Source organism: Roseobacter sp. S87 (genome assembly GCF_055693285.1).
This window is the reverse complement of sequence record NZ_JBVFTR010000004.1, coordinates 3,035,565-3,060,769: the sequence shown is the minus strand read 5'-3', so window position 1 is coordinate 3,060,769 and position 25,205 is coordinate 3,035,565. Positions and strand designations below refer to the sequence as shown.

Here is a 25,205-nt window from a genome sequence, read left to right as displayed (position 1 = left end):
GGAGTACAGAATGCAGCAGTGGCTTGAGATGTCGGCAACAGCGCTGGGGCGTGGTATCGGCGCGGGCGAGATAGATCCGGTCGCGCTGACGAAGACCTATCTCGATGCAATTGACGGGCATCCGCTGCGCGACAGGATATATGCGCGCATAACCGCAGACCGGGCACTGGCAGAGGCCGGTGCGGCCGCCGAACGTGCCCGGCTGGGACAGCGACGCTCCCTGCTGGATGGCGTGCCGATCAGCTGGAAGGATCTGTTTGATACGGCAGGGACCGCCACGGAGGCAGGGTCGAAGCTGCTTTCTGGCCGGGTTCCGTCGCGGGATGCTCTGGTGCTGGAAAACGCGACGGCTGCTGGTCTGGTGTGTTTGGGGAAAACACACATGAGCGAGCTTGCGTTTTCGGGGCTGGGGTACAACCCGAGCACAGCCACGCCGCCCTGTGCCAACGATTCAGGTGCGGTGCCGGGCGGGTCTTCGTCAGGTGCCGCGGCTTCGGTCGCCTTTGATCTGGCGGCGGCGGGTATCGGTTCGGATACAGGCGGGTCTGTGCGTATCCCATCCGCGTGGAATGATCTGGTGGGCCTGAAAACCACAGCCGGGCGGCTCAGCCTTGAGGGCGTTGTGCCCCTGGCGCTCCGGTTTGACACGGTTGGTCCGCTCTGCCGTTCTGTTGAGGACGCCGCGCATCTTCTGGCGGTGCTTGAGGGCGGCAGGCCTGCTGATCTGACGGGAGCAACGCTTGCTGGGCGACGTTTCGCTGTTTTGGAAACGGTGGCTCTCGATGATGTGCGTGCGGAACCGCTCGCTGCATTTGAGACGGCTACGGCAAAACTCAAAGACGCAGGCGCACATGTCGGCCGCGTGCAGGTTCCGGAAATCACAGACGCGATGGCGCTGACCACCTGCCTTTATACGTCAGAGGCCTACGGTTTGTGGCGCGATGTGATCGAGGCTAATCCGGATGCGATGTATGCTGAAATACTTGAGCGGTTCCGGCTGGGCAAAAATCACTCTGCGCCTGACTACGTCGCGGCCTGGGCGGCGCTTGAAGCCGCCAGAGTGGCCTATGACAGGGCAACAGTTGGGTATGATGCCATTCTGCTGCCAACCGCGCCGATCCTGCCGCCGGATCTGGAACGTCTGAACACAGACCACGATTACTATGTGACGGAAAACCTGCTGTCGCTGCGCAACACACGGATCGGCAATCTCATGGGGTTGTGTGCGCTCAGTCTGCCGACAGGAACGCCAAGCTGCGGCCTTATGCTGATGGGCGCTCCGGATCAGGAAGAAGCGTTGCTGCGGATTGGTGCAGCGGCCGAGGCGGCTCTGGCCTAAAAGCCACAAATTTCGATAAAGCTGCGCGTTTTTGTGGACGCAGGCGCGCGCGCTGGGTACTTTAAGGGAAACGGGACGCAAATGATCCCGACCTGAGGCAGTATAATGGTGTATCCTGAGCGGTTTTCGAACCTCCCGGCTCATGCATGGCCGCGTCTGCGCGCTCTTCTGGACGTGCACGAGGGCGGTGGTGAGCCTGTTCACATGACAATCGGCGAGCCGAAACATGCGTTTCCGGCGTGGGTGACCGATAAAATTGTTGAACATTCAAAAGGCTTTAACAGCTATCCCCCAAATGACGCGGCACCTGAACTGCGCCAGGCAATCTGTGGATTTGTGTCCCGTCGCTATGGTGTCCCGCTGGATTCCGATGCCCAGGTTATGGCGCTGAACGGGACACGGGAAGGGCTCTACAACGCGGTTATGGCGCTCTGCCCGGAGACGAAGGCTGGTGGTAAACCCGCTGTTCTGATGCCAAATCCGTTCTACCAGGTTTACATGATTGCCGCTTTGTCGGTTGCTGCCGATCCCATCATGGTGCCTGCCACAGCTGAAAACGGGCACCTGCCCGACTACGGTAGCCTGCCAGCTGAACTGCTGAACCGGACAACCGCTGCATACGTCTGCTCGCCGGCAAACCCACAGGGTGCTGTGGCCAGCTATGACTACTGGCGGGACCTGATTGAACTGGCGGAAAAGTATGACTTCCGGGTTTTCGCGGATGAATGCTATTCAGAGATTTACCGGGGCGACGCGCCCGTTGGTGCGCTTCAGGTTGCGCATGACATCGGTGCCAATCCGGATCGCGTGTTGATCTTTCATTCATTGTCCAAGCGGTCGAACCTGCCGGGTCTGAGGTCCGGGTTTGTTGCGGGCAGTGCAGCCAATATCACGCAGATCAAACAGCTGAGAAATTACGCAGGCTCACCTTTGCCACTTCCGATACAACTGGCGTCTGCTGCCGTCTGGGATGACGAGGAGCATGTCATCGAAAACCGTGCCATGTACGTCGAAAAATACGACATTGCGGATCGCATTCTGGGCAATGTACCGGGCTATACCAGCCCGGAGGCAGGTTTTTTCCTGTGGTTGCCGGTGAAGAACGACGAGGAAGCCGCCGTAAAGCTGTGGCGTGAAACCGGAGTGCGCGTATTGCCGGGCGGTTATCTGGCCCAGGAATGGAACGGCGAAAACCCGGGACAAGGATATATCAGAGCCGCCATGGTGGCTCCAAAAGCGGAAACGGCGCGCGGGATCGTACTGATCCGTGACTGCCTGTACCCGCAGTAAAAGACGAGGGATCAGAGGTATGGCATATCAGACAAGAGGACGTGATCCGCTGCTGGACAGTAATATGGCGCAGGCCATGGAAAAGCGCGGAAAAGAGCTGTTCGGACTGTTTCTGATCGCGCTCGGGCTGATGGCCTGTGCGATGATCGCATCCTACACGCCGGACGATCCGAACTGGATGGTCTCAACCGATGCGCCGACACAGAACTGGATGGGCCGCACCGGCGCGTCCATTGCGGCCCCTCTGTTTATGATTGTTGGCTGGGGTTCCTGGGGTCTGGGCATTGTCCTGCTGGCCTGGGGACTGCGGTTCGCCCTGCATAAAGGTGCCGAACGGGCCGTCGGACGCCTGATTTTCGCGCCGATCGCTATTGCTGCGGGCTCAATCTACGCGGCGACCCTGACACCGGCGGGCAACTGGCTTGATACGCACAGCTTCGGGCTTGGCGGCCTCTTTGGCGACACGGTGATGGGGGCTCTGCTGACGCTGATGCCCATCGGCTCTGTTCTGACCGTCAAACTGATGTCTCTGCTGATGGCACTGGGTATCCTCGCGCTTGGAGCATTTGTTCTGGGGTTCACAAAGGACGAACTGTTGCGGATCGGCCGTTTTCTGCTGCTGGGCCTCGTGATGATCTATGCCGGCATCATGACGCTGCTTGGTAAAGGTGCGAGCGGCACACTGAACACAGCCCAGGTCATGGCTGCAAAAGCGTCAGACCGCCGGGCCAAAGCACGCGAAGCGGCCGATGCCAGGGCAACGGAAGTGGCACCAGCCATGGATGCACCGGCTTTTCATGATCCCGAGGTCAGCAAACCCGGGCTCTTTTCAAGGATGCCGGGTCTTGTACGCAGGCCGGAGCCGCTGCCGGAGCCGGAACTTGTCGACCCGGTGGACTTTGACGGTGAGGCGGAGGCTCCCGGAGAGGACCGCATTCGCGCGCGTATCGCGGATGTCATAAAGTCGCGCGTGCGTTCGGGAAACGCGGTGCACACACCGGCAACGGCACCGCTGACACGCGGACGCGGGCGCGGGCCGGACCCACTGGTCCTGGATACATCCGGTCCGCGTGCTGAACCGCCGCTGACTGCGACCGCATCTGCTGTTCCGCCGGCGCCGGAAACCGTTGTGACACAGGAACAGGTTATGGAACCTGTACCGCAGGCACCCGTTGTTCCTGCTGCAGAACCACGCCGCGTCGTGCAGCAGCCCGCGCGCAAACCGGTACAGCCGTCGCGCCGTGCCCAGGCAGAAGCACAGCCAACACTGTCCTTTGACGAGTCCCATCCGGGCTTTGAACTGCCACCCCTCAGCCTGCTGGAAAATCCGATTGAGGTACCACGCCTGCACCTGAGCGACGAAGCGCTCGAGGAAAACGCCCGTATGCTCGAATCCGTGCTGGATGACTACGGCGTCAAAGGCGAGATTGTCGCCGTCCGGCCCGGCCCTGTTGTGACGATGTATGAACTCGAACCGGCACCGGGTCTCAAGGCGAGCCGCGTGATCGGCCTCGCAGATGATATTGCACGCTCGATGGCCGCGTTGTCTGCACGTGTGTCGACCGTCCCTGGCCGGTCCGTGATCGGCATCGAACTGCCGAACGAAACCCGCGAAAAAGTCGTGCTGCGCGAAATCCTTTCGGCACGTGATTTCGGTGATGGCAATCACCGCCTGCCGCTGGCGCTGGGCAAAGACATCGGGGGTGATCCTGTCGTGGCCAACCTGGCCAAGATGCCCCACCTGCTAATTGCGGGGACCACGGGCTCGGGTAAGTCTGTTGCTATCAACACCATGATCCTGTCGCTGCTCTACAAGCTGACCCCGGAAGAATGCCGGATGATCATGATTGACCCCAAGATGCTGGAACTCAGCGTCTACGACGGCATCCCGCATCTGCTGTCGCCAGTTGTCACGGATCCGAAAAAGGCACTTGTCGCTCTGAAATGGACCGTGGGCGAGATGGAAGAGCGCTATCGCAAGATGTCCAAGATGGGCGTGCGGAACATCGAAGGGTATAACGGCCGAGTCCGTGAAGCCCTCGAAAAAGGCGAAATGTTCAGCCGGACGGTTCAGACCGGGTTCGACGAGGATACTGGCGAACCGGTTTTCGAGACCGAGGAAAACACGCCTGAAACGCTGCCCTATATCGTGGTGATCGTCGATGAGATGGCTGACCTGATGATGGTCGCCGGCAAGGAAATCGAAGCCTGCATCCAGCGGCTGGCGCAGATGGCGCGGGCGTCTGGTATTCACCTGATCATGGCGACACAGCGGCCTTCTGTGGACGTGATCACCGGTACGATCAAAGCAAACTTCCCTACGCGGATTTCGTTCCAGGTGACCTCTAAGATCGACAGCCGTACGATCCTCGGCGAAATGGGCGCGGAACAGCTACTGGGCATGGGTGACATGCTCTATATGGCCGGTGGGGCCAAAATCACCCGCTGTCACGGCCCGTTTGTATCGGACGAGGAAGTCGAGGAGATCGTCAATCACCTCAAGGCGTTCGGTGAGCCGGACTACGTGAAGGGCGTGGTCGAAGGGCCATCTGAGGATGCCGAAAGCAATATTGACGCCGTCCTGGGAATTGGTGGCAACACCGATGGCGAAGACGCGCTCTATGACACTGCGGTTCAGGTTGTGATCAATGACCGCAAATGTTCCACCAGCTACATCCAGCGCAAACTGGCGATCGGATACAACAAGGCCGCGCGTCTTGTGGAGCAGATGGAAGAGCAGGGTCTGGTTTCCGCCGCGAACCATGTTGGCAAACGCGAGATTCTGGTGCCGGAACAATCCTGATCTGCGGAACTTTCTGCCACTTCGGGGTGTTTGCTATCGCATAGCAACACCTGCCGCCCTACATGAATGGGCAGTTGAACCGCAGTGAGGGACCCGGCATGAAGCTGATCCGATGGAGTTTTCTGGCCTTTGGCCTGGCAATGGCAGCAATCAGTCCGGCGGCCGCAGATCAGCTGTCGCTGAACGCGATTTCCAATTATCTCAACGGTTTGAAAACGGCACAGGGGTCTTTTACTCAGATCAATGATGACGGGACCCTGAGTACCGGAAAGGTCTTTATCAGCCGCCCCGGAAAAATGCGTTTTGAATACGATCCGCCCGAGCAGGCGCTTGTGATCGCGGAGGCCAGTGCGGTTGTGATCATCGACAAAAAGTCTAACCAGCCGCCGGAGACTTATCCTCTGCGCCGGACGCCGCTGTCTCTGATTCTGGCCCGTAACATTAATCTGGCGCGGGCCAGAATGGTGACCAATCACACGTTTGACGGCACGGCGACCATTGTCACGGCACAGGACCCGGAAAACCCGGAATACGGAAATATCCAGATGAGCTTTACCGACAACCCGGTTCAGTTGCGTCAGTGGATCGTGAACGATGCGAATGGCGGGACAACAACCGTTATCCTCGGTGAGTTTGAGACAGGTATGAACCTGCCATCGTCACTGTTCAGTGCCGACCGCGCCGTCAACCAGCGCGATCGCTGAAGCTCAGCGCCTCGCGCTGCAGGCTGCCAGTTGCGCCTGGTAGGTATCTGCGCGCGCATCCACCCGGTTTGCCACGTTCAGCAGCCAGGATTTCCGGTTGTACGAGCCGCGCGCGTAACCGGTATGTCCCTCGTGATAGGCGAGGTACTGGTTGCGTGTATCGTACAGCGAAATGCCGTTCCGTTCGCGGCTGATGTTCATGTACCAACCCATGAAGTCACTGGCATCACGGATGCGGTCACGTCTGGCAAACCGTTTGCCGGTTGCGCGCTGATAATCCTTCCAGGTACCGTCAAGCGCCTGTGCATAGCCATATGCGCTGGACTGACGCCCCATCGGAATAACGCCAAGCGCATATTTATGCGGCGTGCGCGCGTTTGCCACGAACCGGCTTTCCTGATGGATTGTAGCCATCTGGACATGCACGGGCACGCCCCATTTGCGTTCCGTTGCCTGGAAGGCCTTCAGGTACTGCGGGCGCTCCTGGACCAGCCGGCACGCGTTATCCAGGTTACGCGGTGCCGAAGACTGGCCGCCGCCACAGGAAGCTACCAGCAAAATCAGTCCCAAAGCGCGAAGAGTTCTGCTCATCTGCCTCTCGCTTTTATATGTTTTTTATTGAGCGTGAGTGTAGCTGAAAAACCGGCTTTTGGAAATCACGTTTTCTATAACAGAACTGCCAGCAGAACAGGCAGCGCTGCTACCGACATAAGCGTTGAGGAAACAACAAGACCCGCTACGTCGTCGGCCTTTGCACCGTATTTTTCCGCAAGCATATATGAGGTTACGGCGACCGGTGTGGCGATCTGAAGAACAAGCACAGCGAAGGCCACCGGATCGAGATCAAACCACCTCCCTGCCGCCCAGGCGATCGCGGTGCACAGGATCAGTTTGACAGCACTCAGTAACGCTGCGCGCAGCATACCGCCGGCCCTCAGACGCGCCACGGCGACGCCCAGAGTGATCAGCATCAGAGGAATGCCGATCTGCCCGACGAGCGACAGCGTGTTGGTCAGGAACTCGGGTGTCCGCCAACCCTGCCACATGAACAGAAGGCCGAGTACTGTGCCGCCAAAGAGTGGCTCACGCAGGATCCTCATGCCCGATCCCCGGCCCGCTACCGTCCAGATACCAAACGTAAAATTCCAGATCAGCATCACTGCAAAAACGATGATTGCATAGCTCAGGCCTTCATTCCCGAACGCGAACAACGCCAGTGGCAGGCCAAGATTGCCGGTATTTCCGAAGATCAGCGGGCTTGTGAACGTGCGGCTGTCCAGGCGCAGGGATTTCACCAGAAGGAGCACAGCTGCCGTCACCGCTCCATAAGCGACCGCCGAGGCAAGCGACAGTGCTGTCAGCGCGTCCGGGTCAATTTCCGTTTCCATCAGTGAGACGAAAATCAAACAGGGCAGCGACAGGGTCATGGCCAGTTGCGTGACAAACTGCAGCCGGTATTCCAGCCCGCACCGCACCCACGCAAAACCGATAGCCGCCAGCAGAAAAACCGGCGACACGATTTCGAGCACTGTCAGCGCAAGGTTCACAATCTGTTTCCTGGAATTGAGGTCCCCGAAATGGACAAATGGCTATTGAACCGGTTAGGTACGGTCGGTAGGTCTGCATTGTTATGATTGGTACACGCGCGAAATACCACCTTGGTCAGGTAGTCAGGCACCGGAAACATCCGTTCCGGGGCGTCATTTTTGACGTCGATCCGGAGTTTGCAAACACCGAGGAATGGTACGAAGCGATTCCCGAGGACAGCCGCCCCGCCAAAGAGCAGCCGTTCTATCACCTTCTGGCCGAAAATGAGCAAAGCTATTACGTGGCCTATGTCTCTGAGCAGAACCTTGTGGCGGATTACTCGGGCGAACCCGTGGACCACCCGGACATCGGCGACCTTTTTGGGCCGTTCCAGGACGGTGCATATCCTCTGCATTTCCAGATGAACTGATCCGGAAGGATCAGTACCCCAGGGCGCAACCATCTTTGCGCGGATCACTGGCGCCTTCGAGCACACCATCATCGCGCATCAGGATGGCCTGTGCCCCACCGATGGCCGTGTCCGGTATCGAAACATCGTGACCCATGTCTGCAAGCTCCTGCCGGACAGCGTCTGAATAACCGCGTTCGACTTTCGTGTTCCCCTGATCCGGGAAGGAGCGGGGCGCGTCGATGGCGGCCTGCGGGTTCATGCCAAAGTCGGCGAGGTTTGATGCAAAACGCGCATGACCGTGCGGCTGGTAGGCGCCGCCCATAACACCGAATGGCATGATGATCCTGCCGTTCTTGCGGATCATCCCCGGAATGATCGTATGCAGCGGGCGCTTGCCGCCTTTCATCTCATTCGGATGGCCTTCTTCGAGCGTGAACCCGGCGCCGCGGTTCTGCAGCAGGATACCGAATTTGTCGGAGGCAATTCCGGAACCGAAGCCATTGAATACAGAATAAATCAGGGAAACCGACATGCCATCCCGGTCCACAACCGTTATGTAAATCGTTTCCTTGTGCACAGTTTCACTGAGCGATGTTGCCGATGCCATAGCAAGGCGCGGGTCAATCAGCGCGGCCAGCTGTTTCGCGGTATCCATGCTGAGCATGTGGTCCAGACGGGTCATATAGTCGGCATCCGCCACAAACCGGTTCCGGGCATCATAGGCGAGCTTCGCCGCCTCGGCTTCGATATGCGTGCGTTCAGTGCCAAACGGATCCATTGCGGCAATATCGAACTGAGCAAGGATGTTCATCATCAGGATAGCAGTTGCGCCGTGTCCGTTTGGCGGATGCTCTACCACCTCCAGATCCTTGTAGGTGCCCGATACCGGTGTCGTTGGTGTGCAGGAAACACTGGCAAAATCATCTGTCGTATGTTTACCGCCAAGGGCCGTCAGCGCGCTGATCATGTCCTCGGCAATCTCGCCCTCGTAGAAGGCGTCGCGTCCTTTCTGTGCGATCCGGCGCAGGACTTCGGCCTGACCGGGGGCCGCAAAGATTTCGCCGCCCTTTGGCAGGGCCCCATTGATCATATAGTAGTCTTTTGCCCGCCCCTGCAGAACCCAGGCATCGCGTTCCCAGTCGAACGCGACCCGGTCCGCGACCGGAACGCCGCTGTCTGCATAACGGATCGCCGGTTCCAGAAGGGCATCAAGGCCGATGCGGCCCACTTTGTCTGACAGGTAACAGAATGCGTCAATTGCGCCCGGGATGGTCACCGCATGCGGGCTGTCGACGGGAATTTTGCTGTAGCCGGCATCTCTGAGTTCAGCTGCATCGACACCAGCGGGCGCTCTGCCTGACCCGTTCAGTGCTTTCACTTCGCCGTCTGCTGTGTCGGCCCAGAGAACAAAACAGTCTCCGCCAATACCGGTCATCTGGGGTTCACAGATCCCAAGCAGTACCGCAGCAGAGATGGCGGCATCCATTGCGTTGCCGCCACGTTCAAGAACGTCGATGGCGGTTTTCGCCGCAAGGGGGTGGGAAGTTGCGCACATACCGTTGGTGGCAAGAACGGGAGAGCGTCCCGGAAAATGAAAATCGCGCATGATGTCCCCTCTTTTGCAGGCCCGTTGCACATTAGTGCGCGGCAGCGGGATGTCCACAGCACGGAAGTAGCGAAGATGTGAGGGGAGGAAGTCCTCGACGCCGCGCACTGGGTGGGGGCTATTAGACGCGGCGCCGAGGGAAGCTATATGCAGCTACAGGATCGGTTATGCCTTCTGAACAAGGCCGCATTATGAAGTGAATTTGTTTGTTTGAGGAATAATTGGGAAGAAAGTAAGACCGGCTGCCTCAGGTCTTAAGTTTCCCTTTATATCATTATCCCGACCGGCAGCCGCAGGGTCAGTCGGTTTTTTCTGCCGTTACGGGCATAGTGGACGTCCTTTGCGAGATCCTGAATGAGGAACCACCCAAAGCCGCCTTCCGGCAGGTCATCCAGATCGACATCAACGGACACCTGGTTCCCAAGCGGCAGCTGACCATCCGGCATTGCAAGCCCGGAATCGGTAATGCTTACATGCAGTCCGTCTTTGCGATGCGTGCATTTGATATCGATGGGGCCGGATGCACTGCCTGCCGGGTAAGCATGTTCCACGATATTGTTCAGCACTTCCGCGAGCACCAGTTCAATGGTTCCCGCCTCTTCCACGTCCAGAGCGATCGGACCAAGAGCTGCGAGAAACTGGCTCAGAGCGTCGCGCACAGCCAGTTCACTGCTCATGATCGACACTTCAAAGGGAGGGAGGATTGCCGCAGCCATTGGCTCGGTCCTTCTTTCGGGCTCGTCAGTTACGCAGTTCGGCCAGGGCGCCATCGAGGGTTGGAAAAACGCTGAAAACAGAATCCATTCTGGTCAGCTGGAAAACGCGCTGTACGGTCGGTGTCAGCCCGGCAAGCGCCAGTTTGCGTTCAGCGCCCATGTTTTTCATAGCAGCCACAATTGCGCCAAGACCGCTGGAATCGATGAACTCAACTTTGCTCAGATCCAGCACCACAAGGTCGGGCCCATTGTCAGTCTCGGAGCGCATCGCGTCTTTGAACTCAAGTGCTACAGCCGCATCGATCCTCGTGTCCTCGACGGACACAATGCGCAACTGCTCTTCTGTTTTTGTCGATAGTTCCATAGTAAAGTCACCGGAATATTGATCGACCGGTTTGTACCGGTGAAGTCTTACGAAACCCTTTAGGATGTCAGGAGGACAGGGCATGCGCGATGTGGTGATAGCGGGAGCCGCACGAACACCGATGGGCGGTTTTCAGGGTGCGCTGTCTGATATGACGGCCGCGGAACTTGGTGGCGCCGCTGTCCGGGCCGCCCTGAAAGACGCAGGCACTGCTTCGGCGGATGAGGTGCTTATGGGGTGTGTCCTGCCTGCCGGTCAGGGTCAGGCTCCGGCGCGTCAGGCTGGCTTTGCCGCCGGTTTGGGGGAAGAGGTTCCTGCGACGACACTCAACAAAATGTGCGGGTCGGGGATGAAGGCTGCAATGGTCGCCTTTGACCAGATTGCCCTTGGACAGAGCGATGTGGTCGTCGCCGGCGGCATGGAAAGCATGACAAACGCACCCTATGTCCTGCCCAAAATGCGCGGTGGCGCGCGGCTGGGGCATGGTCAGGTCATCGACCACATGTTCCTCGACGGTCTTGAGGACGCCTACGACAAGGGCAGACTGATGGGCACCTTTGCCGAAGACTGCGCCGAAACGTTCCAGTTCACCCGGGACATTCAGGACGAATATGCGCTGGCATCACTGTCGCGTGCGCTGACGGCGGCTGAAAACGGTGCGTTCGATGGCGAAATCGCTGCGGTGGAAGTGAAAACGCGCAAAGGGTCGGTGACGGTTTCGGCTGATGAACAGCCTGGCACTGCGCGTCCCGAAAAAATCCCGCATCTGAAACCGGCCTTTCGCGAAGGTGGCACCGTCACAGCGGCCAATTCGTCGTCAATTTCGGACGGTGCTGCGGCTCTGATCATGGCATCGGAGGCCGTTGCCGCTGACAAGGGCCTGAATGTCCGCGCACGTGTTGTTGGCCATGCCAGCCATGCACAGCATCCTGGTCTGTTCACGACTGCGCCGGTTCCTGCTGCGCAACGTCTGCTGGAGCGTATCGGCTGGAGTGCTGACAGCGTGGATCTGTGGGAGGTGAACGAAGCCTTTGCCGTCGTGCCACTGGCTTTCATGCGCGAAATGGGCCTCAGCCATGACATCGTGAACGTGAACGGTGGCGCCTGCGCCCTGGGGCACCCGATTGGTGCGTCCGGTGCGCGGATAATCGTGACTCTTCTGAATGCGCTGGAAAAACGCGATCTCAGACGGGGTGTCGCTGCAATCTGTATCGGTGGCGGTGAAGGCACGGCCATTGCGATAGAGAGGGTGTGAGTGTGAAAACCGTTGCCGATGTGACCGGAGCACGCGCCGACTATGATGCTTTGTCACAATCCGTTCTGGCGCTGACCGAAGGCGAGACGGACGAAATTGCGCTGATGGCCACGGTTGCCTGCGAAGTGCACCATTCTGATGCGCGGTTTGACTGGACTGGCTTTTACCGCGTCACTGAACCGGAAGTCCTGAAAATAGGGCCCTATCAGGGCGGGCACGGTTGCCTGGTTATTCCGTTTTCTCGCGGTGTCTGTGGCGCAGCCGCACGGACAGGCGAAGTGCAGTTGGTCGCGGATGTTGACGATTTTCCAGGGCATATCGCCTGTGCCTCGTCGACCCGTTCGGAGCTGGTTTTGCCAGTGCGAAACGGGGCGGGCTGGATCATTGCCGTTTTTGACATCGACAGTGATCAGCCGGACGCATTTTCAGTTGAAGATGCTGAAGCTCTTGGGACAATCCTGCGCGCGGTTTTTGATCGGCTGTAGCGCGCTGATATTCATGAACGGCCCGTGAAATTTCTCTGGCTTTTTTCATTTTGATGCGACATCATGAAAAAAGCCAATAGAATTTCATGAATCACTCATGCACCACAGTCTGCCAACACAACCGGATACACTGGGCGCCGATCTCCGTGCCCTGCGCAAGTCCCGTAGTATGACGCTCGTCGATCTGGCGGGCGCGCTTGGCCGCTCGGTCGGTTGGCTCAGCCAGGTGGAGCGGGACAAGTCTGAACCCTCGATTTCCGATCTTAGGCTGATTGCAGCGGTGCTGGATGTGTCTGTGTCCATGCTTTTCCGGCATTCAGCCGCGCCCGCGCATGAGGCCGGCCATATCGTGCGCCAGACGGCGCGCAGACCTATCGGGTCGTCTGTTGCAGGGCTCGTGGAAGAACTCCTTTCTCCGGATCTGACAGATGATTTCGAAATGGTCCATTCGACGTTTCAGCCATCAAGCGGCATTTCGGAAACTGTTACGCGCCCAACGCAGGAAGTCGGCTACATGATTTCCGGCAAACTGGACCTGTGGATAGCCGGGCAAAACCATACCGTTGGCCCGGGTGACAGCTTCCGTATCCGCGGTGAGCCTTTCCGCTGGTCAAACCCATATGCCGAGACTGCAGAAGCGATCTGGGTTATCGCGCCACCGGTCTACTGACGATGAGTTTCGAAGCCTGGACCATATTCGCGTTATTCTGGATCGTCTTTGTGACGACCCCGGGGCCGAACGCAGTGAACTGTATCAATAATGGCATGACCCTTGGTTTCCGAAGGTCGCTGGTGGGCGTGCTGGCGATCCTGACCCAGGCCAGCCTGTTTCTGGGGCTCTCCGCGCTGGGTGTCACAGCGCTCATTGCCGCGTCCCCAACGGGTTTCTTTGTCGCCAAACTGGTGGGTGCCGGGTTTCTGATCTGGATGGGCGTGCGCGGCTGGATGAATGCGTCAAAGCCCGTCACGTTCGAACCGCGTCCGGCACGTTCTGTGTATCTGCATGCGCTTGCAGTGGCTACGATCAATCCCAAAAGCGTGGCGGGCTATCTCGCTGCATTTTCGCAGTTTGTGCAACCCGACGTGCCCCTCATGCAGCAAATGGTGGTCATTGTGCCAACTGCACTGACCCTGACAGCGCTCAGCTATGTGGGTTTCACGGCACTTGGCGCGGGTCTTGGACGGGCAGCGCTGGGAGCTGTGTTCAATGTCTGGGTCCGCCGCGTCCTGGCGCTTTGTTTTATCGTCTACGGCGTGCTGCTTGGCGCGTCTTCAACGCCGGGGAGGACCTGAGATGCTGAAAGGCAGTTGTCTTTGTGGCGCGGTGACGTGGCAGGCGACAGGAGAACCCGGGGCGCCTGCTGTCTGTCACTGCAACCAGTGCCGCAAACAGTCCGGTCATGCCTGGGCCTCGTCGTATGTCGAGGACGGATCACTCGAAATAAAAGGCGACGTGCGTTGGTACCAGTCGTCCGACAAAGCAAAACGCGGGTTCTGCCCGACCTGTGGCTCAGCCCTGTTCTGGGAGCACGAGGATGACGGCTTCACCTGCTTTTCAACCGGCTCGATCGACGGGCCGACCGGGCTGCGCCTGCGCGGCCACATCTTTACCGCCGACAAGGGCGATTACTACGAAATCGCGGCCAGCGAGCCGCAAAGGGAGACATGAGCATGGCAGATTTTCCAACGACAGCGCGCGTTGTCATCATTGGCGGAGGCGTGGTGGGCACGTCCACACTCTATCACCTGGCCAAGGCCGGCTGGACAGACTGTGTGCTGCTTGAGAAAAACGAACTGACCGCCGGATCGACATGGCACGCAGCGGGTAACTGCCCGAACTTTGCCGGGTCCTGGGCCGTGATGAACATGCAGCGGTATTCGCTGTCGATGTACCGGACGCTGGCGCAGGACGTCGATTATCCGATGAACTACCACGTCACCGGGGCCATTCGTCTGGCGCATTCCAAAGAGCGGATGATGGAGTTCGAAAAGGTTGCGTCGATGGGCCGTTACCAGGGGCTGCAGATGGACATCTGCACACCCGACGAACTGAAAGACCTCAACCCCTTCATGGAAACCCATGACCTTGCCGGGGGCCTCTGGGACCCGCTCGATGGTGACATTGACCCTGCACAGCTGACGCAGGCGCTGGCCAAAGGCGCACGTGACGCGGGCGGGCGGATCGAGCGGTTCTGCCCCGTCATCGGGATCGACCGGGATGGGGACGAATGGATCGTCAAAACTGAAAAGGGCGAGATCCGCTGCGAATATGTCGCCAACTGTGCGGGCTATTACGCTCAGCGTGTGGGCGAGATGTTCAAACCGTTTGGCGGGCGCACTGTGCCGATGGTTGTGATGTCCCACCAGTATTTCCTGACAGATGAGATCCCCGAACTGGCAGAATGGACCGCTGAGAAAGGTCACAAGATGCCGATGATCCGCGACGTGGACACCAGCTATTACCTGCGCCAGGACAAGAACGGCCTGAACCTGGGACCTTATGAGCGCAACTGTAAGGCGCACTGGGTCACGCCGGATGATCCGATGCCGGAAGACTTCTCTTTCCAGCTTTACCCGGATGACCTGGAGCGGCTGGAGTTCTATATTGAGGACGCGATGGAGCGGGTGCCGGCGCTGGGCACCGCGGGTGTGGGCCGCAATATCAACGGACCCATCCCTTACGCGCCCGACGGTCTGCCGATGATCGGCCCGATGCCGGGTGTAAAGAACGCCTTTGAAGCGCATTCCTTTACCTTCGGGATCGCGCAGGGTGGTGGGGCCGGTAAATGCCTCAGCGAATGGATCATGCACGGCGAGACTGAACTGGACATGTGGGCAGTCGATCCGCGCCGCTACACCGATTATGCCGATCACGACTATTGTCTGTCCAAGGCGCTCGAAACTTATGGCCACGAATACGCCATGCATTTCCCGCATCACGAATGGCCTGCGGGGCGTGACAAGAAACTGTCACCGAACCACGAACGGCTGCTGGCAGATGGCGGCCAGATGGGTGCCTATAACGGCTGGGAGCGCGCGAACTGGTTCGCACAGGACGGCGATGACACATCCGAGGAAGCCACGCATTCCTGGGACCGCAACGGCCCCTGGGCGGTGCGCGTAAAGGAAGAGGTTGAGGCAGTGCGCGACAGCGCAGGCGTGCTCGATATGCCGGGTTTCTCGCGATACACACTGTCAGGGACCGGTGCCGCAGAATGGCTGCGTGGCCAGATTGCAGGTGCCCTGCCTAAAGCGGGCCGCATGAACCTTGGCTATTTCACCGACAGCCGCGGCAAAATCGTAACCGAGGTCACCATTATCCGCTGGGGCGAGGATGAATTCTGGCTGATGACGGCAGCTGTGGCGCAGTGGCACGACTTTGAGTTCCTGCAAAACCGCCTGCCTGCAGATGGCTCGCTGACGATGACAGACATCACACGCGACTGGTCCACCCTTTTGCTGACCGGTCCTGCGTCGCGCGACATTCTTTCCGGGATGACCGATGATGCAGATCTGTCGACCGGGTGGCTGACCATTCAGGACGCAACTGTCGCAGGCAAACCAGCCAAGCTCTTCCGTATTTCCTTCGCAGGCGAGCTGGGCTGGGAAGTTCATACCTCTTTTGAGGACAGCGCGACCGTATACACCGCACTGCGCGATGCCGGGGCAAAGCCGTTTGGCATGTATGCCCTGAATTCGATGCGTATCGAAAAGGGCTACCGGAGCTGGAAAGGCGATCTGTCGACAGATTATTCGCTGCTCGAAGGCGGTATGGAACGGTTCATCCGTTTCGACAAACCGCAGGACTTCATCGGCAAAGCAGCGCTGCTGAGCGAAAAGCAGCAGGGCAGCAAAAAGCAGTTTGTCACACTGGTGGTCGATGCCGGTGATCAGGACGCCCCCTATATGTCGCCACTCTTTGTTGGTGATGAGGTTGTGGGCGAAACGACAAGCGGGGACTGGGGATACCGCGTCAACAAGTCCATCGCACTGGGCATGCTTCGCAAGGACCTGACAGAGCCGGGTACGGAAGTCGAAGTCGAGATCTACGGCAAGCGCTGCAAAGCAACCGTCCAGCCAGACCAGCCGCTTTGGGATCCGGCCAACGAACGGATCCGTGCCTGATGGATGTCACCCTGCTGGATGGTGGTATGGGACAGGAGCTGGTGCACCGCGCCGGCGACCGCCCCACGCCGCTGTGGTCCACTCAGGTCATGGTCGACCATCCCGGTCTGGTGGGGCGCGTACACGCGGACTTTTTTGACGCGGGTGCGACTGTTGCGACCACAAACACCTATGCCATTCACCGTGACAGGCTGGAAGGCACAGGTATGGAAGGCAGGTTTGCTGAGCTGCATGCAGCGGCAATCTCGGAGGCCACAACTGCGCGGACCGCGCACTGTACCGGGCGTATTGCCGGATCTGTCGGGCCGCTGGGCGCGAGCTACCGCCCGGACCTGCATCCGGCTTCTGATGTCGCCGTGCCGCTTTTTACAGAAGTGGTGCAGCAGCTGCAGGACAGCTGTGATATGATCATCCTGGAAACTGTCGCGAGTGTCGCGCATGCCCGGGATGCTCTGGCGGCAGCACGTACAACCGACCTGCCGGTCTGGCTGTCACTGACCGTGTCGGATACGGACGGAACGTGCCTGCGCTCGGGCGAACCGCTCCAGGAAGCTGCGGAGGTTGCGGCCAGTGCCGATGCGGTGCTGATCAACTGCTCTGCGCCCGAAGCGGTGACACTGGGTCTGGGGATCGTGCAGGAATTCGGCAAGCCCTTTGGTGGCTATGCCAATGCATTTGAGCAGATCACCGATGACTTTCTGAAGTCGAAACCCACCGTCGATGCCCTGCGTATGCGGCGGGACATGGGTCCCCGTGCCTATGCCGGATACGTCATGGAATGGGTTGGCAAAGGCGCCACCATCGTCGGCGGCTGCTGCGAAGTAAGTCCGGGACATATTGCTGAAATATCGCGGCGGCTGACAGCCGCTGGTCATAACATCGTTTAAAGGAATCCTCACATGGCTGTGCCTCCCTCCCACGCGCGCGTCGTCATCATCGGTGGCGGTGTCATTGGCTGTTCGGTCGCTTACCACCTCACGAAGCTGGGGTGGAAAGACGTCGTTCTGCTGGAACGCAAGCAACTGACCTCCGGCACGACCTGGCACGCGGCTGGTCTGATCGCTCAGCTGCGTGCAACGGCCAATATGACCAAGCTGGCGAAGTACAGCCAGGAACTCTACGGCGAACTGGAGGCCGAAACCGGTGTCGCCACCGGGTTCAAGCGCTGTGGCTCGATCACCGTTGCCCTCACCGACGAGCGCAAGGAAGAGATTTACCGCCAGGCGGCCATGGCACGTGCGTTTGGCGTCGAGGTGGAAGAAATTTCCAACGAGCGTGTGCAGGAGCTTTACCCTCATATCAATCTCGAAGGCGTCACGGGCGCTGTGTATCTGCCGCTCGATGGTCAGGGCGATCCGGCCAACATTGCACTGGCGCTCGCCAAGGGTGCGCGTCAGCGCGGCGCGCAGGTCATCGAACGCACGAAAGTCACCCGCATCGCCAAAGAAGGCCGTACTGTTACCGGCGTGGACTGGGAAGCTGACGACGGCTCTGCATCCGGTCATATCACCTGCGATATGGTCGTAAACTGTGGCGGCATGTGGGGCCACGAAGTCGGTCAGATGGCCGGTGTCAGCGTTCCGCTCCAGGCTTGCGAACACTTCTATATCGTGACCGAGAACATCGACGGCATGACCCAGCTGCCTGTTCTGCGGGTCCCGGACGAATATGCATACTACAAAGAAGATGCGGGCAAGATTCTGCTGGGCGCATTTGAGCCCGAAGCAAAGCCCTGGGCGAATGACGGTATCCCGAAGGATTTTGAGTTTGATCAGCTGCCGGAGGATTTTGACCACTTCGAGCCGATCCTGGAAAAAGCCGTCGAACGGGTACCTCTGCTGGCGGAAGCAGGTATTCACACCTTCTTCAACGGCCCGGAAAGCTTTACGCCCGACGATGCCTACCACCTTGGTCTGGCTCCTGAACTGAACAACTTCTGGGTCGCCGCGGGCTTCAACTCCATTGGCATCCAGTCTGCCGGTGGTGCCGGAATGGCGCTGGCTCAATGGATGGACACAGGTGACAAACCCTTTGATCTGGGTGATGTGGACATCAGCCGGATGCAGCCGTTCCAGGGCAACAAAAAATACCTCTACGAGCGCTCCACTGAAACGCTCGGCCTGCTCTACAAAGATCACTTCCCCTTCAAACAGAAGGAAACGGCGCGGGGGATCCGCCGGTCGCCCTTCCACTATCACCTGACAGAACGCGGCGCGGTCTTTGGTGAATTTGCGGGATGGGAACGTGCGAACTGGTTTGCCCGTGAGAACCAGGAGGCAGAGTATCAGTATTCGTGGAAACGCCAGAACTTCTTTGACAACGTGCGCGAAGAGCACATGGCCATCCGCCAGAACGTTGGGATGTATGACATGTCATCGTTCGGCAAACTGCGTGTCGAGGGGCCGGATGCAACGCGGTACCTCAACTACATCGCCGGTGGTCAGTATGACGTGCCGCACGGCAAGATCGTCTATTCTCAGTTCCTGAACCGGAACGGCGGCATTGAGGCAGATGTCACGATTACGCGTCTTTCGACCAACACATATCTGGTCGTGACACCGGCGGCGACCCGGTACAACGATCAGGTCTGGATGGAGCGGCATAAGGGTGATTTCAACGTCACCATCACCGATGTGACCGCTGCCGAAGCAACCCTTGCAGTCATGGGTCCCCGGTCGCGCGCCCTGCTCGAAGCGGTGTCGCCCAACGATTTCTCGAATGATGTGAACCCTTTCGGGACGGCACAGGACATTGAGATCGGGATGGGGCTGGCACGGGTGCACCGCGTAACCTACGTGGGTGAGCTCGGCTGGGAAGTCTATATCTCTTCGGACATGGCCGGACACGTGTTTGAAACGCTCTATGAGGCGGGTCAGGACATGGGGCTGAAGCTCTGTGGCATGCACATGATGGACACCTGCCGGATCGAAAAAGGCTTCCGCCACTTCGGCCATGACATCACCTGCGAGGACCATGTGATTGACGCAGGCATCGGGTTCGCCGTGAAAACAGACAAGCCCGACTTTATCGGGCGGGATGCGGTGCTGCGCCGCAAGGAAACCGGTCCCATGAACCGCATGTTGCAGTTCCGGTTGACAGATCCGGAGCCACTGCTCTATCACAACGAACCGATCCTGCGGGACGGCGAACTGGTAGGGTATCTGAGTTCTGGCGCTTATGGTCACCACCTCGGCGGCGCAATGGGGCTTGGTTACGTTCCCTGTGCCGGTGAGAAAGCGGCTGAGGTTCTGGCCTCTTCCTACGAGATCGACGTGATGGGCACGCGGGTCAAAGCAGAAGCATCGCTTAAGCCGATGTACGATCCGACATCCGAGCGCGTTAAGGCCTGAGATCTGCACCGCCCGGCTTGAAACCCGGGCGGGCATCTGCCACGTGGGCGCATGGAGACCGATTACCAACCGCCCCAGGATCCTCTGGTCATTCTGCATGAGGATGCAGAAGTGTTGCTTGTCGACAAGCCTTCCGGCCTCCTGTCGGTTCCGGGCAAGGGCGCGCATCTTGCCGACTGTCTGCTGAGCCGGGTGCAGTCGGCTTTCCCGGATGCGCTGCTGGTACATCGTCTGGACCGGGACACGTCCGGCGTGATGATTTTTGCTCTGACCCCGCATGCGCAGCGACACCTGGGTCTGCAGTTTGAAAAACGGATGACCCAGAAAACCTATGTCGCGCGGGTATGGGGCGTGCCCCCGGAAAAAACGGGCACCATAGACCTGCCGCTCATTGTGGACTGGCCGAACCGGCCGCGGCAGATGGTGGATCATGAGAACGGCAAGCCCGCACAGACGGACTGGCGTTTGCTGAAATCAGATGGACAAACGTCCCGGATGCGTCTGCAGCCCCGGACCGGGCGCAGTCACCAGTTACGTGTGCATATGCTTGAACTGGGGCATCCCATACTGGGCGATCCGTTTTACGCCACCGGTCCTGCGCGCGATTTCCCGCGCCTGATGCTGCACAGTGAGGAACTGCGTTTCAAGCACCCACAGGGTGGCCGGTCGATGAAAGTACGCGCCCGCGCACCCTTCTGAAAGCAGCCCGCAGTAAATCCCGCATGTTACGCTTGACATGATACCATAAGGTTTCATAAAAGAGATACCAAATGGTATTATAAGGAGCGACTATGCACACACCGCAATCTGCTTTCCGTGCTCTGGCTGATCCGACACGACGGGACATTCTTCTGATGCTCCGTGGCCGCGATCTGTCCATCGGGGAAGTTGCAGAGAATTTCGACATGACACGGGCTGCGGTGAAAAAACATCTCACCGTCCTCTCGGACGGAGGCCTGATCACTACAGAAACGCGGGGACGCGAACGGATCAGCAGCCTGAATCCCCAAGGCATCGCGCCAGTCTATGACTGGTTCGCTTTCTTTGATGGCTTCTGGGACACGCGCCTCGCTGCTCTGAAAGCGGCAATAGAAAAGGATACAGAATGACAGGACGTACACTGAAGAAGACGATTTTCCTGAAGGCATCCCGCCAGAAAGTCTGGGAGTACCTGACGGAACCGGACCGGCTGGCTGAATGGTTCCACGCACCAAAATCCACACTGACGACCGGTGGCGCGCTCAAAATGTATGGCACGACAAGCGGTGACCTGCTGATTTGGGGGGATGTCATTGAGGCCCGGGCACCGGAATACCTCGAATACACCTTTACAGTGAAGCCGATGGGCGATGCCAAAAGCGTTGTCAGGTGGCGTCTGACCGAAGTCGCGGGCGGCACTGAGCTTGCCCTGGAACACAGTGGGCTGACCGCCGACGCAGAAGGCTTCGACCTGTTGCTGGCGCTCGACAAAGGCTGGGACAATCACTTTATGCAGATGCGTGAAGCCCTGCACGACCCTGTCCCCGCATAAGCGCAGCGGGTTCAGAGAGCGGCCACCCGGAGATCACCGGGTGGCTGCGCGTTTTATGTAACGGTTATTCCGCCGCCCAACCGGATACAGCTTTGATTTCGAGGAATTCCTCGATGCCGAACACGCCACCTTCGCGGCCGTTGCCGGACTGTTTGTAGCCGCCAAAGGGTGAGCCCATTGCAAAGCCCTGGCCATTGGTTTCCACCATGCCGGACCGCAGACGCCGGGCCACGCGGCGGCGTTTCTCATCATCCTCGGTCTGCACATAATTTGTCAGGCCATAGGGCGTATCATTGGTGATTGCGATGGCTTCTTCTTCGGTATCGAACGGCAGAATTGACAACACGGGGCCAAAGATTTCCTCGCGCGCAATCGTCATGTCATTGGTCACATCTGCAAAAACGGTTGGCTTCACATAGTATCCGCGGTTGAGCCCGTCCGGGCGGCCGGTGCCGCCTGCTACAAGCCGGGCTTCGCCCATGCCAACTTCGATAAGATTCTGGATCTTGTTGAACTGCACTTCCGAGACGACCGGGCCAATATGTTTGCCCTCCTCAGAGGCCGGCCCCACATGCGTGTTGTTCGCAGTTTCCGCTGCCATCGCGACAGCTTCGTCATAGCGGGAACGGTGCACCAGCATGCGCGTCGGGGCATTGCATGACTGACCGGAATTCCGGAAACAGCGGATTGCACCTGCTTTTGCGGCTTTGGGGTGGGCATCCTCAAAGATAATATTTGCGCCTTTACCCCCAAGTTCCAGGCTCACCCGTTTCAGTGTATCTGCAGCCGCTTTGGAGATTGCGATGCCAGCCCGGGTCGACCCGGTAAAGCTGATCATATCCACGTCCGGATGCGCAGAGAGCTGGCTGCCAACACCGGTGCCATCCCCGTTCACCATGTTGAAAACGCCCGCCGGGAAGCCCGCCTCATGCATGAAGTCGGCAAAGAGCAGTCCTGACAGCGGCGCAATTTCCGAGGGTTTCAGAATGACAGTGCACCCTGTGGCAATCGCCGGAATGACTTTGAGGATGATCTGGTTCATCGGCCAGTTCCAGGGGGTGATCAGCGCGCAAACGCCGATTGGTTCCAGCAGAGTTTTCTCCGTCGCCGTGAAATCGCGTTCAAAGGAGAAGTCCTTGAAAGCTTTCAGAAAGCCATTCATGTGCCATGTCCCGGCACCTACCTGCTGTGCATTGCTCAGCTCGACCGGCGCGCCCATTTCGAGCGAGATTGCCTGCGCCATTTCGCCGGCCCGCGCGGTGTAAACTTCGAGCAGTTTTTCAATCAGTGCGACGCGCTCCTCGCGCGGGGTCTGCGACCATCCTTCAAAGGCGGCACGTGCGGCAGCTACCGCAGCGTCGGTATCCGCTTGTCCGCCAAGCGAAATGACAGCGCACTGTTCTTCGGTCGAGGGATCAATGACCGGGAAATCATTGGCGGTTGTGGGGCTGACCCATTGCCCGTTGATATAGAAATTGCGGTGCTCGAGCATTTGGTATCTCCGTATGGTTTGTGCGCGTGTCGTGCCTTTGGGCGCAATGTGTCATCAGCCGCGAAGGCGAACAAGAGAGGGGATGTCACCGGGCGCGTTAATCGTTAAGGTTTATCCGAATCTCAATCAGGATCGCTCAGGAGTGAACTATGGGCTTGCGCATCAACGACACTGTCCCCGACTTTTCCGCCGAAACAGACCACGGCCCCATCAGTTTTCATGACTGGATTGGCGACAGCTGGGCCATTCTGTTTTCACACCCGAAAGACTTCACGCCTGTCTGCACCACAGAATTCGGAGCCGTCGCACAATTGGCGGAAGAGTGGGAGAAACGCGGCACCAAGGTAATCGGTGTTTCCGTGGATGGCGTGGAAGACCACAAAAAGTGGAAGGGTGACATCGAACAGGTTGCCGGTGCCGCAGCTGGTTTCCCGATCATCGCCGATGAAGGTCTCGAGGTCTCCAAAGCCTTCGATATGCTGCCCGCAGAAGCTTATCTGCCCGATGGCCGTACACCTGCCGACAGCGCCACAGTGCGCTCTGTCTTTATCATCGGACCGGACAAACAGCTGAAACTGTCGATGACCTATCCGATGACCGTGGGGCGCAACTTTGCAGAAGTTCTGCGCGCGCTGGATGGATTGCAGATGTCGGTGGGTAACGGCGTCGCGACACCGGCCAACTGGATGCCGGGTGAGGATGTGATTATCCCGCCGACGGTTTCCAATGAAGACGCTGCTGCCAAATTCGGAGAATTCGAGACAGTTCTGCCGTACCTGCGCAAAACAAAAGCGCCGGGCTGATAATACCCGAAAACAGCCGTTTCTAAGAAAGCCCCGGGAATTCCCGGGGCTTTCTTTCATGTCAGGCCTGACGCTTTTTGCGCCTGGCAACGATCCCGAGAGCGCCAAGACCTGCGGCCAGCAGCGGAAAGCCCGCAGGCACAGGTACAGGGGGAGCTGATCTTCCAGTGTTTCGATCACGCTCTCACCAAAAGCACGCTGGACAAAACCTGTCGGATGCACGCTGTCACCAAAGAAAAATCCGTCAGCGATGGATGGGTCCACGCCAATGATCTGACCTGCGTCGTTCCGGACAAAAGCACAGCTGATGCCGGTATTGGTGGTGAAAGACGGGGTGCAGGGTTCGAAGATATTGATACCGTCCGCCGCCGCTGATGCAAGGAGCTCCTCAAAAAAGAGATCCTGACGGAACAGTGTTGTGTTAATCCCGTCGCCGAGCATGGCCAGCTCACTTTCCAGTGCCTTGTTGAATTCAAGCGTGGCAAGTTGTGCAAAACTGTCCGCCCCATCAACCCCGGGCGTCGGATCAAAGGTCAGGTACAACCGCTGAAACTCTGCGAGAGCGATCTGCTCCGCGAGCTCCTGGGGAATATTATCGGGGTCCGACACCTGCGCGAGAAGCGCGTTCAGCTGTGCATCTGCTACACCAACACCCCATGGCCCGAAGGCGGGCGTCTGGCTGAAATCTGCGAGGTTCACCACCAGAAAATCGTCAAAGCTGCTGTTGCCGGCATTCAGAGCCGTGATGTTGTCCGCAATAGCTGCCGCTGTCCGGTCCGCCAGATCCTTCACTGTCTGCTGCAGTTTAGGGAACAGGTCAGCCGGTTCTGACGTGCCAAAGACACCGCCGACAAGTGCGGGTAATTGCTGAAACAGATCATTCGCGCCAAACAGGACTGAAACCAGCGGGTTCTCACCGGGATCAGTTATAGCCACCTGAGCATCCAAAACCTGTCGGTCGAACGTTGCATTGGCCTCGATCCTTTCGATAGCTGCCAGATCATCCGCCGTTGGGTTCTCCGGAAGTTGTGCCCGGTAATTCGTTGTGTTCACCGGACCTGCGGTCGCGCCACCAAGCGCAAAGTTGTCGGTTTCCAGCCCCACAGATGAAAAGCGGTCGGCCAGCAGTTCCGTCCAGACGCGGCCCGTAGAGAAACGTCCTTCGAGACTGGGTGGCGTCAGCGTGCCCAGCTTCCCGTCGTCGCTCAGGCTGTCGCCAAAGGCGTAGTAACTGGTAAACGGTTCCAGACCGGGGTCAGCCGCCGCGACGGATGCCACGCCAATGCTGAAAGTGACGGCAAGCGTCCTGATCATTTTTACTCTCCTCCCAAAGATGTCGCGCAACCGTAACGGTTTGCGCGATCTTTCGGATCGTGACGTAGCGACAGTTAACCGGTTGACCC

At 58.6% G+C, this 25,205-nt stretch carries 23 protein-coding genes and 1 pseudogene; 17 read left to right on the top strand and 7 right to left on the bottom strand.

Features of this window, described 5'->3' with window-relative positions:
• Positions 1-10 precede the first annotated feature (10 nt).
• From ACZ1HA_RS15935 to ACZ1HA_RS15920, 4 genes are all read left to right on the top strand, one after another.
• Positions 11-1,339, top strand: coding sequence for an amidase (locus tag ACZ1HA_RS15935; protein WP_472714577.1), 1,329 nt, complete (start codon positions 11-13; stop codon positions 1,337-1,339).
• Between the two features lie 108 nt (positions 1,340-1,447).
• A complete protein-coding gene (locus ACZ1HA_RS15930) occupies positions 1,448-2,629 on the top strand; it encodes an aminotransferase class I/II-fold pyridoxal phosphate-dependent enzyme (RefSeq protein WP_472715340.1) in 1,182 nt (393 codons plus the stop codon).
• 19 nt (positions 2,630-2,648) lie between these two features.
• Positions 2,649-5,432, top strand: a complete 2,784-nt coding sequence (locus tag ACZ1HA_RS15925) for a DNA translocase FtsK (protein WP_472714576.1) — start codon at positions 2,649-2,651, stop codon at positions 5,430-5,432.
• Positions 5,433-5,530: 98 nt separating this feature from the next.
• Positions 5,531-6,136 (top strand): LolA family protein, encoded by a 606-nt coding sequence (locus tag ACZ1HA_RS15920; protein WP_472714575.1) that lies wholly within the window; start codon positions 5,531-5,533, stop codon positions 6,134-6,136.
• 3 nt (positions 6,137-6,139) lie between these two features.
• Here ACZ1HA_RS15920 and ACZ1HA_RS15915 read toward each other — a convergent pair whose 3' ends face one another.
• Together ACZ1HA_RS15915 and ACZ1HA_RS15910 are read right to left on the bottom strand one after the other, a co-directional pair.
• Positions 6,140-6,727: a transglycosylase SLT domain-containing protein gene (locus ACZ1HA_RS15915; RefSeq protein ID WP_375229662.1), complete on the bottom strand. Its 588-nt coding sequence runs from the start codon at positions 6,725-6,727 to the stop codon at positions 6,140-6,142.
• A 74-nt stretch (positions 6,728-6,801) separates the two neighbouring features.
• Positions 6,802-7,683 (bottom strand): AEC family transporter, encoded by an 882-nt coding sequence (locus tag ACZ1HA_RS15910; protein WP_472714574.1) that lies wholly within the window; start codon positions 7,681-7,683, stop codon positions 6,802-6,804.
• Between the two features lie 83 nt (positions 7,684-7,766).
• On the opposite strand from ACZ1HA_RS15910, the gene hspQ reads away from it, so the two are divergent.
• Complete coding sequence (gene hspQ / locus ACZ1HA_RS15905) at positions 7,767-8,093, top strand: heat shock protein HspQ (protein ID WP_375229664.1); 327 nt, start codon at positions 7,767-7,769, stop codon at positions 8,091-8,093.
• 10 nt (positions 8,094-8,103) lie between these two features.
• On the opposite strand, the gene ACZ1HA_RS15900 is transcribed toward hspQ, so the two are convergent.
• The 3 genes from ACZ1HA_RS15900 to ACZ1HA_RS15890 all read right to left on the bottom strand — a co-directional run bounded on the left by ACZ1HA_RS15900 (position 8,104) and on the right by ACZ1HA_RS15890 (position 10,761).
• Positions 8,104-9,681, bottom strand: coding sequence for a gamma-glutamyltransferase family protein (locus tag ACZ1HA_RS15900; RefSeq protein WP_472714573.1), 1,578 nt, complete (start codon positions 9,679-9,681; stop codon positions 8,104-8,106).
• A gap of 266 nt (positions 9,682-9,947) precedes the next feature.
• Complete coding sequence (locus tag ACZ1HA_RS15895) at positions 9,948-10,397, bottom strand: ATP-binding protein (protein ID WP_472714572.1); 450 nt, start codon at positions 10,395-10,397, stop codon at positions 9,948-9,950.
• A 25-nt stretch (positions 10,398-10,422) separates the two neighbouring features.
• The gene (locus ACZ1HA_RS15890) at positions 10,423-10,761 is read right to left on the bottom strand and encodes an STAS domain-containing protein (RefSeq protein WP_375229667.1); all 339 of its coding nucleotides are present in this window, start codon (positions 10,759-10,761) and stop codon (positions 10,423-10,425) included.
• Between the two features lie 82 nt (positions 10,762-10,843).
• Here ACZ1HA_RS15890 and ACZ1HA_RS15885 point away from each other — a divergent pair, with 82 nt between their 5' ends.
• The 11 genes from ACZ1HA_RS15885 to ACZ1HA_RS15835 all read left to right on the top strand — a co-directional run bounded on the left by ACZ1HA_RS15885 (position 10,844) and on the right by ACZ1HA_RS15835 (position 21,507).
• Positions 10,844-12,016, top strand: coding sequence for a thiolase family protein (locus ACZ1HA_RS15885; RefSeq protein ID WP_472714571.1), 1,173 nt, complete (start codon positions 10,844-10,846; stop codon positions 12,014-12,016).
• A 20-nt stretch (positions 12,017-12,036) separates the two neighbouring features.
• Entirely contained in the window at positions 12,037-12,501 is a 465-nt protein-coding gene (locus tag ACZ1HA_RS15880; protein WP_472715339.1) for a GAF domain-containing protein, read from the top strand.
• Between the two features lie 97 nt (positions 12,502-12,598).
• Positions 12,599-13,171: a helix-turn-helix domain-containing protein gene (locus tag ACZ1HA_RS15875; protein ID WP_472714570.1), complete on the top strand. Its 573-nt coding sequence runs from the start codon at positions 12,599-12,601 to the stop codon at positions 13,169-13,171.
• 2 nt (positions 13,172-13,173) lie between these two features.
• Positions 13,174-13,794, top strand: coding sequence for a LysE family translocator (locus ACZ1HA_RS15870; RefSeq protein ID WP_472714569.1), 621 nt, complete (start codon positions 13,174-13,176; stop codon positions 13,792-13,794).
• A gap of 1 nt (position 13,795) precedes the next feature.
• Positions 13,796-14,170, top strand: coding sequence for a GFA family protein (locus ACZ1HA_RS15865; RefSeq protein WP_375229672.1), 375 nt, complete (start codon positions 13,796-13,798; stop codon positions 14,168-14,170).
• A gap of 2 nt (positions 14,171-14,172) precedes the next feature.
• Complete coding sequence (locus ACZ1HA_RS15860) at positions 14,173-16,626, top strand: GcvT family protein (RefSeq protein ID WP_472714568.1); 2,454 nt, start codon at positions 14,173-14,175, stop codon at positions 16,624-16,626.
• Positions 16,623-17,513 carry a homocysteine S-methyltransferase family protein gene (locus tag ACZ1HA_RS15855; protein WP_472715338.1) on the top strand — a complete coding sequence of 297 codons (891 nt, stop codon included), beginning with the start codon at positions 16,623-16,625 and terminating at the stop codon, positions 17,511-17,513. The genes ACZ1HA_RS15860 and ACZ1HA_RS15855 overlap by 4 nt, the downstream gene beginning before the upstream one ends.
• A 12-nt stretch (positions 17,514-17,525) precedes the next feature.
• On the top strand, positions 17,526-19,976 hold the full coding sequence (locus ACZ1HA_RS15850; protein WP_472714567.1) for a GcvT family protein: 2,451 nt from the start codon (positions 17,526-17,528) through the stop codon (positions 19,974-19,976).
• A gap of 51 nt (positions 19,977-20,027) precedes the next feature.
• Entirely contained in the window at positions 20,028-20,675 is a 648-nt protein-coding gene (locus tag ACZ1HA_RS15845; RefSeq protein WP_472714566.1) for an RluA family pseudouridine synthase, read from the top strand.
• A gap of 92 nt (positions 20,676-20,767) precedes the next feature.
• Complete coding sequence (locus ACZ1HA_RS15840) at positions 20,768-21,085, top strand: metalloregulator ArsR/SmtB family transcription factor (RefSeq protein ID WP_375229676.1); 318 nt, start codon at positions 20,768-20,770, stop codon at positions 21,083-21,085.
• On the top strand, positions 21,082-21,507 hold the full coding sequence (locus ACZ1HA_RS15835; RefSeq protein WP_472714565.1) for an SRPBCC family protein: 426 nt from the start codon (positions 21,082-21,084) through the stop codon (positions 21,505-21,507). The genes ACZ1HA_RS15840 and ACZ1HA_RS15835 overlap by 4 nt, the downstream gene beginning before the upstream one ends.
• Positions 21,508-21,571: 64 nt before the next feature.
• On the opposite strand, the gene ACZ1HA_RS15830 is transcribed toward ACZ1HA_RS15835, so the two are convergent.
• Positions 21,572-22,999: an aldehyde dehydrogenase family protein gene (locus ACZ1HA_RS15830; RefSeq protein WP_472714564.1), complete on the bottom strand. Its 1,428-nt coding sequence runs from the start codon at positions 22,997-22,999 to the stop codon at positions 21,572-21,574.
• A 149-nt stretch (positions 23,000-23,148) separates the two neighbouring features.
• On the opposite strand from ACZ1HA_RS15830, the gene ACZ1HA_RS15825 reads away from it, so the two are divergent.
• Positions 23,149-23,802, top strand: coding sequence for a peroxiredoxin (locus ACZ1HA_RS15825; protein ID WP_375230934.1), 654 nt, complete (start codon positions 23,149-23,151; stop codon positions 23,800-23,802).
• A gap of 627 nt (positions 23,803-24,429) precedes the next feature.
• On the opposite strand, the pseudogene ACZ1HA_RS15820 reads toward ACZ1HA_RS15825, so the two are convergent.
• Positions 24,430-25,116: pseudogene (locus tag ACZ1HA_RS15820) on the bottom strand (SGNH/GDSL hydrolase family protein); the annotation flags it as partial.
• Positions 25,117-25,205 lie beyond the last annotated feature (89 nt).

Bases quoted from the DNA above. Each gene is read 5' to 3' on its own strand.
- ACZ1HA_RS15825 (WP_375230934.1), top strand. From the start codon at position 23,149: ATGGGCTTGCGCATCAACGACACTGTCCCCGACTTTTCCGCCGAAACA.
- ACZ1HA_RS15925 (WP_472714576.1), top strand. From the start codon at position 2,649: ATGGCATATCAGACAAGAGGACGTGATCCGCTGCTGGACAGTAATATG.
- ACZ1HA_RS15840 (WP_375229676.1), top strand. From the start codon at position 20,768: ATGCACACACCGCAATCTGCTTTCCGTGCTCTGGCTGATCCGACACGA.
- ACZ1HA_RS15845 (WP_472714566.1), top strand. From the start codon at position 20,028: ATGGAGACCGATTACCAACCGCCCCAGGATCCTCTGGTCATTCTGCAT.
- ACZ1HA_RS15870 (WP_472714569.1), top strand. From the start codon at position 13,174: ATGAGTTTCGAAGCCTGGACCATATTCGCGTTATTCTGGATCGTCTTT.
- ACZ1HA_RS15935 (WP_472714577.1), top strand. From the start codon at position 11: ATGCAGCAGTGGCTTGAGATGTCGGCAACAGCGCTGGGGCGTGGTATC.
- ACZ1HA_RS15835 (WP_472714565.1), top strand. From the start codon at position 21,082: ATGACAGGACGTACACTGAAGAAGACGATTTTCCTGAAGGCATCCCGC.
- ACZ1HA_RS15860 (WP_472714568.1), top strand. From the start codon at position 14,173: ATGGCAGATTTTCCAACGACAGCGCGCGTTGTCATCATTGGCGGAGGC.
- ACZ1HA_RS15830 (WP_472714564.1), bottom strand. From the start codon at position 22,999: ATGCTCGAGCACCGCAATTTCTATATCAACGGGCAATGGGTCAGCCCC.
- ACZ1HA_RS15915 (WP_375229662.1), bottom strand. From the start codon at position 6,727: ATGAGCAGAACTCTTCGCGCTTTGGGACTGATTTTGCTGGTAGCTTCC.
- ACZ1HA_RS15850 (WP_472714567.1), top strand. From the start codon at position 17,526: ATGGCTGTGCCTCCCTCCCACGCGCGCGTCGTCATCATCGGTGGCGGT.
- hspQ (WP_375229664.1), top strand. From the start codon at position 7,767: ATGATTGGTACACGCGCGAAATACCACCTTGGTCAGGTAGTCAGGCAC.
- ACZ1HA_RS15900 (WP_472714573.1), bottom strand. From the start codon at position 9,681: ATGCGCGATTTTCATTTTCCGGGACGCTCTCCCGTTCTTGCCACCAAC.
- ACZ1HA_RS15885 (WP_472714571.1), top strand. From the start codon at position 10,844: ATGCGCGATGTGGTGATAGCGGGAGCCGCACGAACACCGATGGGCGGT.
- ACZ1HA_RS15865 (WP_375229672.1), top strand. From the start codon at position 13,796: ATGCTGAAAGGCAGTTGTCTTTGTGGCGCGGTGACGTGGCAGGCGACA.
- ACZ1HA_RS15875 (WP_472714570.1), top strand. From the start codon at position 12,599: ATGCACCACAGTCTGCCAACACAACCGGATACACTGGGCGCCGATCTC.
- ACZ1HA_RS15895 (WP_472714572.1), bottom strand. From the start codon at position 10,397: ATGGCTGCGGCAATCCTCCCTCCCTTTGAAGTGTCGATCATGAGCAGT.
- ACZ1HA_RS15890 (WP_375229667.1), bottom strand. From the start codon at position 10,761: ATGGAACTATCGACAAAAACAGAAGAGCAGTTGCGCATTGTGTCCGTC.
- ACZ1HA_RS15920 (WP_472714575.1), top strand. From the start codon at position 5,531: ATGAAGCTGATCCGATGGAGTTTTCTGGCCTTTGGCCTGGCAATGGCA.